The 12,456-nt window shown below is 44.5% G+C and carries 9 protein-coding genes; 3 read left to right on the top strand and 6 right to left on the bottom strand.

Features of this window, described 5'->3' with window-relative positions; all coding sequences use genetic code 11:
• Positions 1-7: 7 nt before the first annotated feature.
• The 3 genes from HMPREF1536_RS00190 to HMPREF1536_RS00180 form a co-directional block, all read right to left on the bottom strand.
• Positions 8-1,873 carry an endonuclease/exonuclease/phosphatase family protein gene (locus tag HMPREF1536_RS00190; RefSeq protein WP_028728580.1) on the bottom strand — a complete coding sequence of 622 codons (1,866 nt, stop codon included), beginning with the start codon at positions 1,871-1,873 and terminating at the stop codon, positions 8-10.
• 22 nt (positions 1,874-1,895) lie between these two features.
• Positions 1,896-2,918 carry a threonine aldolase family protein gene (locus tag HMPREF1536_RS00185; RefSeq protein ID WP_028728579.1) on the bottom strand — a complete coding sequence of 341 codons (1,023 nt, stop codon included), beginning with the start codon at positions 2,916-2,918 and terminating at the stop codon, positions 1,896-1,898.
• 137 nt (positions 2,919-3,055) lie between these two features.
• Positions 3,056-3,565, bottom strand: a complete 510-nt coding sequence (locus tag HMPREF1536_RS00180; protein WP_028728578.1) for an RNA polymerase sigma factor — start codon at positions 3,563-3,565, stop codon at positions 3,056-3,058.
• Positions 3,566-3,827: 262 nt separating this feature from the next.
• Between HMPREF1536_RS00180 and HMPREF1536_RS00175 the strand changes: the two genes are divergently transcribed.
• On the top strand, positions 3,828-5,213 hold the full coding sequence (locus HMPREF1536_RS00175) for an NfeD family protein (protein WP_028728577.1): 1,386 nt from the start codon (positions 3,828-3,830) through the stop codon (positions 5,211-5,213).
• On the opposite strand, the gene HMPREF1536_RS00170 is transcribed toward HMPREF1536_RS00175, so the two are convergent.
• Positions 5,208-5,864: an AlbA family DNA-binding domain-containing protein gene (locus HMPREF1536_RS00170; protein ID WP_028728576.1), complete on the bottom strand. Its 657-nt coding sequence runs from the start codon at positions 5,862-5,864 to the stop codon at positions 5,208-5,210. The two genes, HMPREF1536_RS00175 and HMPREF1536_RS00170, sit on opposite strands and share 6 nt — an antisense overlap.
• Positions 5,865-5,934: 70 nt before the next feature.
• On the opposite strand from HMPREF1536_RS00170, the gene HMPREF1536_RS00165 reads away from it, so the two are divergent.
• Positions 5,935-8,196 carry a monovalent cation:proton antiporter family protein gene (locus HMPREF1536_RS00165; RefSeq protein ID WP_028728575.1) on the top strand — a complete coding sequence of 754 codons (2,262 nt, stop codon included), beginning with the start codon at positions 5,935-5,937 and terminating at the stop codon, positions 8,194-8,196.
• A 26-nt stretch (positions 8,197-8,222) separates the two neighbouring features.
• On the top strand, positions 8,223-8,981 hold the full coding sequence (kdsB, locus tag HMPREF1536_RS00160) for a 3-deoxy-manno-octulosonate cytidylyltransferase (protein ID WP_028728574.1): 759 nt from the start codon (positions 8,223-8,225) through the stop codon (positions 8,979-8,981).
• On the opposite strand, the gene HMPREF1536_RS00155 is transcribed toward kdsB, so the two are convergent.
• Complete coding sequence (locus HMPREF1536_RS00155) at positions 8,962-9,795, bottom strand: DUF6057 family protein (RefSeq protein ID WP_028728573.1); 834 nt, start codon at positions 9,793-9,795, stop codon at positions 8,962-8,964. The genes kdsB and HMPREF1536_RS00155 overlap by 20 nt on opposite strands.
• Before the next feature lie 194 nt (positions 9,796-9,989).
• Complete coding sequence (locus HMPREF1536_RS00150) at positions 9,990-11,801, bottom strand: reverse transcriptase/maturase family protein (RefSeq protein WP_046151773.1); 1,812 nt, start codon at positions 11,799-11,801, stop codon at positions 9,990-9,992.
• Positions 11,802-12,456 lie beyond the last annotated feature (655 nt).

Raw genomic sequence — 12,456 nt, 5'->3', positions numbered from 1 at the left:
TTATATATTACAATTTTAAATCCTGGAGGGTTTCGCCTTTAGCATTCAATACCCGTAACGTCATTTCCTTTCCTTTTTTCTGAAGTACCATGACCGTTGCTCCGTCCATCCGGTAACCGCCGCCTACAACAACCGGGAAGTTGTTATTATTGGCTTCTCCTTTCGGATAGTAAGCATGACGATGCGTATGTGCATTGATACAAACATTGAACGGAGCCTTAGCCAGTAAACCGCCCCACAATTCCAGACAAGGATTATAACGGTCTACATCTTTTCCATAAATAGGCACATGGTGGATCAGGACACGTTTAGCTGCTTGCTTGAAAGGTTTGGAAGCCAGCTCTTCTTTCAGGAAGCCGACCTGTGCTTCACGCAAAGCGGAAAAGTCGTTCAGTCCGTAATACACCCAATGATCATCGGGTTTATCTTCGCCGCAATCGAGCATAACGATACGGGTATCTCCCCAGTTAAAGGAACCATATGTTTTATCTCCTACATAGTCAAACAGGTTACGCAGTCCGATCGAATAAGCATTTCTGATCTCATGGTTTCCACGCAGATAGAAAACAGGCTTATTAGCTGCACCTACTGTTTCATTCAGCTCTGAAAGGAAATGAGTCGCTTCGTCATGATTGGCCGGGTCATCGATACAGTCGCCGTTGAAGATCACGAAATCATAATCTACATCCTTTACCTGTTTATACAAGGCCTGTAATGTTTCAGAGTGTTTGTGCAGGTCATTGAAGATAACTGCCGTGAAATCTGACTCGGAAGATGATGGCAACGTGAATGTATGGAAATCCGAAACGGCTGTTTCGCCGAACACCTTCTTGTATGCCTGATAAAGCATGATCTCCTGTGAACAGATACGGTAATAATAGGTTTTACCCGGTTCCAGATTATCCAGTCTTATTTTATTTTGCAGGTCATTACAAATTACCTGTCCGTCTACAATCGTACGGGCTTTCTTTAGTTGGTTCTTGTCCGTGCCATATTCTACCCAACTGTAAGTAGGTACGGTTGTCTGCCACATAACAGTGATACCGTTTCCTACCGGATTCTGCAGATAAGGTTCTGTACGGAATATCTTAGCGGCAGGTTGCACAAAAACAATATCCGTAACGATCGGACGGTGATCCGAAGCAACCGGTTCGTCTACCACCCAGGAGGAAAGACGGGTGAATGCGGTAGTATCTTTTGCATAAGCAGCAATATAGTCGATTGTTTCTGTCGGTTTATCAGCCGGGAAAGTCGGTTGCTTGATATTGGAAAGAATAACGAAATCGTTTTGCATTCCCTTGATTACCTCCGAGTCGGGATGTGCATTCAGGTCTCCGGCAATAAATAACGGTTTATTGGCTTTAGCCGCTTCCTTACGGATGATATCCAGAGAAGCCAGACGATCTTCCCCTGTCAGGGAAAGATGGGTACAACAATAAATATAATTCTCAAATTCAACGATCAACAGGGCACGTTCTTCTTCCCTCCCCGGCAGAGCCAGGTAACGGGTAACGAGCGGCTTTTCTTTACTTAACATACCGATCCCGTATTTACCTCCATCATAATCGATGGCCGGCGCATAAGTAGGGTACATCAAAGTCTTTTCACCCAGGATACGCAACACATCGGTCTGTCCGCTCCTGCCTGTCACACTATCCACTTCCTGCAAGGCAACAACATTCGGACGCACTTTATTGATCACATCAGCCGTACGCTGATAGTCGGTAACATCATCCATCCCTTTTCCGTTGCGGATGTTATAACTCATAATACGTAAGGTATTATCCTCCCTTGCTCCATTCTCCTGTGAATGAAGGCTGCATAATGGCAGTAACATAAAAAGTATTGCCATTAACCTGTTACTGTGTTTCATGATATTTGATTTTAGTGGTTTATTATTTCATCACTTCTTTCAAGTCCTGCTCAAACTGCGCGATATCTTCTCCGGTCGTATCCCAGGAAGTTACCAGGCGCGCCTCGTTATTTTCTTCATTCCACATATAGAAGAAATAACGCTCCAACAACATCTTCAAGGGTTCGGAAGGAATTGTAAAGAATATCTGGTTGGTTTCCACCTTTTGCGTAAACTGTATCTGAGGATATTGCTTAAGGGCTTCCGCCAGTTTTGCAGCACTGATATTAGCTTTCATGGCGTTTTCAAGCCATAGGTTATTCTCCAGATAGGGAATGAACTGGGCTGACAGATAGCGGAGCTTGGAAGCCAGTTGGGCTGACTGCTTTCTGTAATACTGCAAATTCTCCGTAATCTCAGGACGGAATGAAATGACAGCTTCTCCCATCATCATACCGTTCTTTGTTCCACCAAAGCTCAGGATATCCACACCTGCGTCTACCGTAACCTGTTTCATCGTACATTTCAGATAAGCACAGGCATTTGCCAGACGGGCACCATCCATATGCAGATACATATTATGGGCATGCAGCAAATCAGCTATAGCCTTCACCTCCTCTATCGTGTAAACGGTTCCCAATTCGGATACCTGCGAAATATAGACCGCTTTAGGTTGCGAATGATGGCATACGCCAAAATTGTGTAAACGGGGTTTGATGAGTTCAGGAGTCAGTTTACCGTCTGTCGTCGGAATGGTCACGACGGCACATCCGGTCATCCTTGCCGGAGCTCCACACTCATCGACATTGATATGTGCCGTTTCAGCACACAATATACTATTGAAAGGACGTGTAACAGCCTGCAAAGCGACCGAATTGGCTCCGGTTCCGTTAAAAACAAAAAAAGGAGAAGCCTCTTCACCAAATACACTTTTAATCTTCGCTACAGCGGCTGCTGTCCAGGGGTCATCACCATATCCTACTGCGTGATCCTCATTTGCCTTAATCACGGCTTCCATGATCAACGGATGGACGCCGGAGTTATTATCACTTGCAAAACTTCTCATTATATTCCTGATTTTTGCGGCAAAAGTACGGATTTATTCATTAATATGTCATTTTTAGGATCTATATATTAAAAAAGAAGGAGTATCCGTTTGGACACTCCTTCTTTTTATTAACTTGTTTGTTAGAATATTAACCATTATCCCAAGCGAAAATCCTTCAAAACTTTCTGTAATTCCTGGCGGGCAAAGAATATACGGCTCTTTACCGTTCCCAGTGGTACATTCAATTTGTCTGCGATCTCGTTATATTTATAACCACTCAAAAACATTGAGAAAGGAACTTTCAGTTCATCATTCAATCCATTAATGGCTTTTGTGATCTCTTGAATTTGATATGCTCCGTCCGGAGAGTCAAATCCCGAATCATTTACGACGTCCAAATTATACAAGTCGACACCTTGGTCTACAACTGTTTGCGTACGTACTATCTTATGATAATTATTAATGAAAATGTTACGCATGACGGTCAGGACCCATCCTTTGAAATTAATATTGTCAACAAACTTCTCCTGATTGTCTAAAACCTTCAGCGTTGTGTCTTGCATCAAATCTTGGGCGTCATCCCGATTTGCAGTGAGCATCAGTGCAAAATTCATCATGTTTTCTTGCATGCTCAGTAATTTTTTCTGAAATTGCAACGCGTTCATATTATTACTTATTTATAAAAGGTTAATACCGGTTAAGTATTGCCTCTCACTATCGAGCGGCAATACAAATATAGGTATTTTTCCTGAAATAAATAACCCTTTGAGGAATATTAATATTAAAAACCGTAACTTAATATATTTATAGTAAATGTCGCTGAGAATGAACAGTATTTGCAAGTTTAAGACTTGCAGAATTACAAAATTTACAAGTTACGAGTTACAATTTTCAACAATGTATAAAAAGTATAGACAATTAGACAAAATGATGAAAAATTCAGGATTCTTATGGATACTATTTTTACTACTGACAACAGCCTTTAAATCAGTAGCTAAAGACACTCCGCTCATTTATCAGATCGATATAAAGAAGGAGATAGATAATACAACCCGTATTTATCTTAGTAACGGTTTATCAGAGGCCAACTCACTGGGTGCCGATGCAATCCTGATCCATATGAATACGTATGGAGGATTACTCGAAGCGGCAGATTCAATGCGTACCGCCATTCTGTACAACCCTGTTCCCGTCTACGTTTTTATCGATAATAACGCAGCTTCGGCCGGAGCTCTTATCTCGATCGCGTGTAAAAAAATCTTTATGAGAAAGGGGGCCAATATCGGTGCAGCGACGGTCGTCAACCAAACCGGAGCCGCTTTGCCTGATAAATATCAGTCGTATATGCGCTCCATGATCCGCTCTACCGCGGAAGCACATGGAAAAGACACCATCATCCAGGGGAACGACACCATCTATAAATGGAAAAGAGATCCGCTGATTGCCGAAGCAATGGTAGACGAGCGCGTAGTTGTCCCCAACCTGATCGATACGGGGAAAGTGCTCACCTTCACCGCCGACGAAGCCCTGCAATGGCATTATTGCGACGGGATCGCAGAAACACCGGATGAAGTGATCACCCAATATCTCGGATACGATACCTATGAGCTGAAAACATACAAGCCATCCTGGTTCGACGACCTGAAAGGATTCCTGATGAACCCGATGCTGCAATCACTTCTTATCATTATTATTATAGGAGGGATCTACTTCGAAATGCAAACGCCGGGATTAGGGTTCCCGTCGGCCGCTGCCCTTGTCGCCGCCATCCTCTACTTCGCCCCGTTGTATCTGGACGGGCTGGCCCAGAACTGGGAAATACTGGTATTTGTCATCGGCTTGCTGCTGATAGCCGCGGAGATATTCGTTATCCCCGGCTTTGGAATAGCCGGGATCAGCGGAATTATTTTCCTGATTGCCGGCCTGACCCTCAGCTTACTCAATAACACGGATTTCAACTTTGATGGTGTTTCTACCAAAGAGATAGGGGAAGCCTGCCTGACAGTACTGGTTGGTCTCGGCCTCGGATTCGTCCTGATGATCTGGCTCTCCAATAAGATCGGAACCAAAGGGCTGATGCGAAAAGTGGCACTCCACAAAGACCTGGAGGAAGCCCACTCCTCTCCTTCCCTCGCTCCGCTTATCGGAAAGGAAGGGACAGCCTTTACGGTGCTCCGCCCTTCCGGGAAAGTAATGATCGACGGCGAATTATACGACGGGGTATCCGATTCCGGTTTTATCGAAAAAGGGACGAAGGTGAAAGTCGTGCGTTTTGAGAATGCCCAGGTATATGTAGAAACACTGCATTTATAAGGAAAGCTTATCCTCTCCCGGTATGCGCTGATAGAGGATGCGTTTATCCACCACTACATACCGCAGGGCATCGATCGCCAGCAGATCGCTCAGAATATTTTTGGCCGTGTAGTAATTTACGCGGCCAATCCGGCAAAGCTGGCTTACATTTATATATGGGTGTTCATCCAGATAAACAAACAAACGTTCGACGGGTTTGCTGATCTTCAGCAAAGTACCGTCCGGCTTATGCTTCTTCTCCCAGGATAGCATGAGAACTTCATTAGCCAGGATATTTTCATCCGCCACACGGATATAGGCTTTGTATTTATCTTCTTTGTCAGGGGCCAGATGGGGCTTCTCACTGCTCGGTGCTATATAAACCTCCAGCACCGTCTTCCCGTTTATCTCCCAACGGGTAGCCTCGAAAGGGACTTCCGGACGGGTGTACATCTTCGAAGCAGCCTCTATCATGTAATATTCTTCTTCACTCCGGACACCGGATATATTTCCGTTATCCTTCACTCCTATCAGCAACCGACCGCCATCGGTATTGGCAAAAGCAGACAAAGTACGGGCAATTTTCTTACTGTCGCTTACTTCGAACTTAAAATCGAGTTGTTGATGCTCGCCCTGTTCAATCAATGCTTCTATCGGATGTTTCTTCTTCATTTTGGCATACTGTTTGACCAGCAAAATTAAAATAAATGTCTAACTTTGCCAACGGAAAAAGAATGAAAGCATGTCGCAGATTCCTCCATTAATTTCTGACCTGGCAGTAATATTGATTTCTGCAGGGTTTGTCACTTTGCTTTTCAAGAGATTAAAGCAACCGGTCGTATTAGGTTATATTGTTGCCGGAATTCTGGCCGGACCGGCTATAAAAGAGATTCCCACTGTTTCAGATGTAGAAAGTATCCGTATCTGGGCGGATATAGGTGTCGTGTTCCTGCTTTTCGCACTGGGATTGGATTTCAGTTTCAAAAAACTGATGAAGGTAGGCGGGACTGCTGTTATCGGAGCGATAACGGTCGTGATCGGCATGATGACGTTCGGATATATCACCGGTATGTCGCTGGGTTGGGGACACATGAACAGCCTTTTCCTGGGCGGGATGCTCTCGATGTCGTCTACTACAATCATATTCAAGGCATTCGATGATATGGGGTTGCGCAACCAACGGTTTGCCGGCGTTGTCTTCGGTATACTGGTGGTGGAAGACCTCTTCGCCGTCTTATTGATGGTGCTACTTTCCACCCTGGCTGTCAGTAAGCACGTCGAAGGTATGGAGCTATTGGACAGCGTGGTCAAACTGGGCGTTTTCCTGCTCTTCTGCTTTGTCGTGGGAATTTACCTGATCCCTTCTTTCCTGAAAAAAGCCAGGACATTCCTTAACGACGAAACTTTACTGATCGTCAGCCTCGGTCTTTGTCTCGGCATGGTGATGATCGCCACTAAAGCCGGTTTCTCCTCCGCACTGGGAGCCTTTGTGATGGGATCGATCCTGGCTGAAACAATCGATGCGGAACATATCGAACATATTGTAAAACCGGTAAAAGACCTTTTCGGAGCCATCTTCTTCGTTTCGGTCGGTATGCTGATAGATCCGGTATTGCTCTGGGAATATAAAATACCGATCCTGATACTGACAATCGTCGTGATGGTCGGACAGATATTATTCGGTAGCTTCGGAGTGCTGTTATCCGGACAGACAGTAAAGGTAGCCATCCAATCCGGTTTCTCGCTGGCACAGATCGGTGAGTTCGCCTTTATCATTGCCTCCCTGGGGTTGACATTAGGCGTGACCGATAATTTCCTTTATCCGATCGTTGTCGCCGTCTCCGTCATCACGACTTTCTTTACCCCTTATATGATACGGATGGCCGGCCCTGCCTATAAAATAGCCGAACGTACCATTCCGGCCAACTGGATGAGCTTCCTGGAACGTTATTCCTCCGGCTCGAATACCATCCGGCAGAAAAGTGCCTGGAACAAACTGCTAAAAGCATTGATGCGCATTGTCGGAACTTATACCGCCGTAACACTGGTACTGATCTTTATCTGGCTGCAATTCGTCGCACCGTTCATCATCAGCAAGTTGCCTGGCATACGGGGAGAAGTGATTTCATTAGTCTTGATCCTTATCATGATATCTCCGATGCTCAGGGCCATCATGATGAAAAAGAATCATTCCGCCGAATACCAGCAACTCTGGCACGACAGCAAATACAACCGAGGCCCGTTGGTTTCCCTGATCGTATTACGTATTGTATTATGCATAGGTCTTGTGATGCTCCCCATAGCACGTTTGCTGAACGCTGCCGCAGGAATAGCGATTGCCATCGCCGCCACAGTAATAACGCTCGTGATCCTTTCCAAATGGCTTAAAAAGCAATCGATCCTGATGGAACGTCATTTCTTTACCAATCTGACAGCCCGGGAAATGGAAAGCGAACGTAATGCCCCCATCAAACAGAAATTTGCCAGCCACTTGCTGGAGCGCGACCTTCACCTGGCGGACTTCGAGGTGAAACAAAACTCACCCAGTATGGGCAAAACCCTGATGGAACTGAACTTCCGGCAAAAATGCAACGTCAATATCGTTACCATTATCCGGGGCGACCGCCGTATCAATATACCGGGCGGTAACGAGCGGCTTTACCCGTTCGACAAATTGATCGTAGTCGGTGCAGACGACGACCTGAACCATTTCCGGCATTATATAGAAGAACGTTATAAGGAATCGTTGAATAACCGCCAGGAAACGAAAGAGGTCAATATGGAGCAATTCTTTATCAGCGAAGGCTCCGGACTGATCGGACGAACCATTCTCGCATCCGGGATACGCGACAATTCGGGTTGCCTGGTGATCGGTATCGAGCGGGACGCCCGTTCCATCAAAAACCCTCCTCCTACGACCGTATTCGAACAAGGCGACATCGTTTGGATCGTAGGCGAACATGAGAAAGTAGTACGCCTCAGTGAAGGAAAAACAGTGAAATAGTAATTAAATATATAAACAAACGGAGTATGAAATTTATCGGAATTATACCGGCAAGATATGCCTCGACCCGCTTCCCCGGGAAGCCTTTGGCCGACATGGCCGGAAAACCCATGATACAACGCGTTTATGAGCAGGTAAAAGATGTTCTGGATGCTGTATGTGTTGCGACCGACGATGTTCGCATAGAAGCTGCGGTAAAAGCCTTCGGCGGTGAAGTCGTTATGACATCCGACCAGCACCAGAGCGGAACCGACCGTTGCTACGAAGCTTATACCAAAGTAGGCCTGGGATATGATGTCGTTGTCAACATCCAGGGAGACGAACCTTTTATCCAGCCGGAACAAATAGAAACACTGAAGGCCTGCTTTACCGATGCCGGCACACAGATAGCCACATTGGTAAAACCGTTCCGTCCGGACGATGATTTCGAGACAACGCTGTTCAATGCGAATTCCCCGAAAGTCGTTCTGAATAAAAACAGTGAAGCCATGTACTTCAGCCGATCGATCATACCGTATCTAAGAGGTAAGAATTACCGGGAATGGTTGCCCAACCATACCTATTATAAGCACATCGGTTTATATGCCTACCGTGCCGATACATTAAAAGAGATCACCCGCCTGCCCCAATCATCGCTCGAATTGGCCGAAAGCCTCGAACAACTCCGGTGGCTTGAAAACGGCTATAAGATAAAAGTCGGCATCACCTCACAGGAAACAATCGGTATCGACACACCTGAAGATATGGAGAAAGCCCTGGCTTTCCTTAAGAAACAGCATGGCTAAGCACAGAAGATATCACAATTAATATCAGCAGTCCGGACATCACGGATACCGACCATACGTTGGCACGCATGTTCCGGATTGCCTTGAATTGAATAACGACCAATACACCGGCGACCGCTATACCCGGAAAGAATGCCGGAAGCCACGGATGCGGATATTGATAAGCCTGTGCCTCAGAAAGAGAATACACGCTTTTCAGGAATTCGGGTAATACAGTTCCCGTTATCAACAGTAAAGCCCAGTAAACCCATCGTTTTTCTCCAATCTCCGCCTCATACAGCAACACCAGGATAACAAAGATAAACAACCTGCTACCCACCAGGCTGTACACAATAAACAACAAGGCAAACCCCGACAACATCGACAGCCATTTATTTTTAATGAGTGTATAACCGCAAAACACCAACAGGACAAGAACCAAAGACAGGATAGAAGCCAGATGATAGCTCGGACTGCAATAAGTACCCCATTCCAGGGCGACAGGAAATAAAGCATATAAGAAAGCCATCTCCCCTACATTAAACCGCTTCAGAATGACTGTTAATACCCACCACTCCAATAACAATATAATAGTAAGCAGTAAAGCTCCTCCTCCAACAGGCACCAGCAGTGACAAAAGAGTTTTCGCCAAAGCGCAAGCCAGCCATGCCGGTTTATCCATACATTCCGACACAGCATCCGACAGGAATGATAACCCCACCACCTGCTCTTTATCAAACAAATGATTCGAATCGAAAAACTGGAAAAAAACGATACATGACAATACAAAGATCCCAGTTATAACTCCTTGTAAAAGTCTTTCCCTCTTATTCATCTTGGTTAATTATTTAGAATCCAATCAAAAAAGTCGTCAACATCAACCTAACAACCATAAAATGACTTACTGCCTAGTGTTGCAAATATGTAGGCTAAGCACCCAGCGCCTTGTCATATTTCTATGGTAGGTTTCCAAATGCTCGCCCCCGAACCGGACTTACACCTCTCAGCGTATCCGGCTCTCCACTAATTTTAGTCTATCTTTCCGTCATGTATCTTTTTGTGACAACTCCTGCACACGGCAATCGTTTTGCGTTTGCGGGCAATCATGTGTCGTTCCCAGCTTTCCTTACCCTGCAAGTTCTTTAGTTTCCTTACATGGTGCATAACAAGGTCGTCTGTCGCTCCACATAATTCACACTCATGGGCTTTCAGCCTTTCAACAAGACTTGTCCGCCCCGCAGTATAAATTGTTCGTGGCATGGTGTCACATTCCGATTTATAGGTGGGCTTCTTGCGTTTGAAGCCACCGTCGTAAAAGTATCTTTCCTTTACACCTGTTTTAGTCATGTGCTTTATGATAAACCTACCGTTCTTACGATATTTCTTGTTTACCTTGCGTGTGCGGCACTTATATTTGCCTGCAAACGTTTTGTACATGCTGTATTCCATGATGTACTTGAAATTATTCAAGGCATGGGCACAGTTGTTGGCTATGGAGTAGTAATTATAGAAACCCACGATTTCCCGATTATAGCTATCAAGGATTTCAAGGTCGTCATTGAATATCAGTCCCGATTTACATTTCGGTTTCCATATTTCCTTTCCGTTACGGTTTGTCATTTCCAAGACTCCCCAATCGAACAGTTTTTTACGGACAGTTTCCATACTGACATTCAAGCAGACCCTTTTACCATAGGTTCTTCTTAATCTACCCCGTTTATCACGTCTTTGGTCGTTGGACTTTCTTACAGTAATTTCATATCCGAGAAACTTGGCAGGTCTTTCGGTATGGGTGACAAGTGTCTTTTCATCAGACAGTTCCAATGCCAGTTTATCAGCAAGGAAGTTTTTAATATCTCCCTTTATCTGTTGCGCATCTTGCTTACTTCCGATAATTCCCACGAGAAAATCATCTGCATATCTCGCATATTTCATTCTCCTGTAATCGGCATCCATTTCTTCGCCATTGGGATATTTAGCCCGTCCTTGTTCTATTGCTTTCAGTTCAAGGATTAGCTTTACCCTTTGCCTTTCGTCTTTTACGGACTTCAATCTTCGCACAATACGTTTTCTTGCATTGCCGAAGTCCAAACTTTCTCTACTGAATTTTCGTTTCTTCCCTTTATCGAATTTGGCTATGTATTCCTTTATATACTTATCCAGCTTGTCAAGGTATATATTAGCCAATATCGGGCTGATGATACCCCCTTGCGGTGTGCCACTGTAAGTATTGTGGAATTGCCATTCTTCGATATATCCCGCTTTCAAAAACTTGCGTACTAAGCGTATGAAGCGTTCGTCCGCAATGCGCTCCTTGAGTATGTTTATTAATACATCATGGCTTATATTATCAAAGAAACCTTTTATATCTCCCTCTACAAACCACTTTGCACCGCTAAACTCCTTTTGGATGTGAGTTAATGCAGTATGGCAGCTTCGATTGGGTCGAAACCCATGCGAGGTGTATTCAAAATTTCCCTCGTATATGGCTTCCAATACCATTCTTACTACTTCTTGTATTAACTTGTCATTGAAAGTCGGTACGCCAAGAGGTCTTTTCTTACCGTTTTTCTTCGGTATGTACACCCTCTTTGACGGTTGGGGCTGGTACGTTTCATCTTTTAACGTATCAATCAACTTTTCAATTCGTTTCAGGCTCATGTTGTCAATGGTCTGACCGTCCGAACCTTTAGTCATGTTGCCCTCTTTGGCGTAGATGTGCTGATAGGCAACATAGAACATTTCCTCATTGAACAAAATTCTGTAAAGACGTTCAAACTTGTAGCTTACATCCTTACTGTGTTCTGATAGACTGTTTAATACTCTTTCTGGACTTCTCATAATGTCTCTCACATTTTCCGTTAATTGTATTAATAATTAGCTGCTTCCCTTCGCCATGTACAAGGCGTTACCTTGCTCGGACTACTATGGAAGCTCCGTTACCACTCCGAATTTTCATAGGTCAAACCTAATAGCCTTTCGGCACTTCGGGATAGGTAATCCCCGTTTATTACATCGTAACTGTTGGCATGATAGATTGTCGGATACGACTTCCGTCCTTCACTCGCTTACTGCGGTTGTGTCGTGATAAGTTCTTGCTACATTCATACCTATACACTGAAGTAGTATCACGATATGGCGATTGATAGTTACCTTACGCCATAGCCTAAAGGGGAACCACTCGGACTATCGTTTAATCAATTCGGACTTTATCCTCATATCTATCTTTTCATCTCGCCATTCAGTCGCAGTTTGGTAACTAACTGACTTATGACTTTTCCGACATGCTACACTCCCTGCTCGGTTAAGTTTTCCCGAAAACAGATAAGTCGGCTGATGATAGGTTATTTTCAAAGAACACTTTCCTAATCTCTTGCCAAAGAGATGTTTACGATGCAACCTTTACGGGCGCACATAAATATTATATAATAAAATGATCTCCCTCCCATTCAAATTCAATAATCCGATCAAAATATGCAAGCTTTTTATCAGTAAG

The organism is Parabacteroides gordonii MS-1 = DSM 23371, assembly GCF_000969825.1.
Classification (GTDB): Bacteria; Bacteroidota; Bacteroidia; order Bacteroidales; family Tannerellaceae; genus Parabacteroides; species Parabacteroides gordonii.
The sequence above is the reverse complement of the archived record's forward strand: the minus strand, read 5'-3'. Positions and strand labels throughout refer to the sequence as shown.

What these genes read in the sequence shown, in the direction of transcription:
- HMPREF1536_RS00170 (WP_028728576.1), bottom strand. Translation starts at nt 5,864, where the DNA reads ATGAAGAAGAAACATCCGATAGAAGCATTGATTGAACAGGGCGAGCAT.
- HMPREF1536_RS00155 (WP_028728573.1), bottom strand. Translation starts at nt 9,795, where the DNA reads ATGAATAAGAGGGAAAGACTTTTACAAGGAGTTATAACTGGGATCTTT.
- HMPREF1536_RS00150 (WP_046151773.1), bottom strand. Translation starts at nt 11,801, where the DNA reads ATGAGAAGTCCAGAAAGAGTATTAAACAGTCTATCAGAACACAGTAAG.
- HMPREF1536_RS00180 (WP_028728578.1), bottom strand. Translation starts at nt 3,565, where the DNA reads ATGAACGCGTTGCAATTTCAGAAAAAATTACTGAGCATGCAAGAAAAC.
- HMPREF1536_RS00165 (WP_028728575.1), top strand. Translation starts at nt 5,935, where the DNA reads ATGTCGCAGATTCCTCCATTAATTTCTGACCTGGCAGTAATATTGATT.
- HMPREF1536_RS00185 (WP_028728579.1), bottom strand. Translation starts at nt 2,918, where the DNA reads ATGAGAAGTTTTGCAAGTGATAATAACTCCGGCGTCCATCCGTTGATC.
- HMPREF1536_RS00190 (WP_028728580.1), bottom strand. Translation starts at nt 1,873, where the DNA reads ATGAAACACAGTAACAGGTTAATGGCAATACTTTTTATGTTACTGCCA.
- kdsB (WP_028728574.1), top strand. Translation starts at nt 8,223, where the DNA reads ATGAAATTTATCGGAATTATACCGGCAAGATATGCCTCGACCCGCTTC.
- HMPREF1536_RS00175 (WP_028728577.1), top strand. Translation starts at nt 3,828, where the DNA reads ATGATGAAAAATTCAGGATTCTTATGGATACTATTTTTACTACTGACA.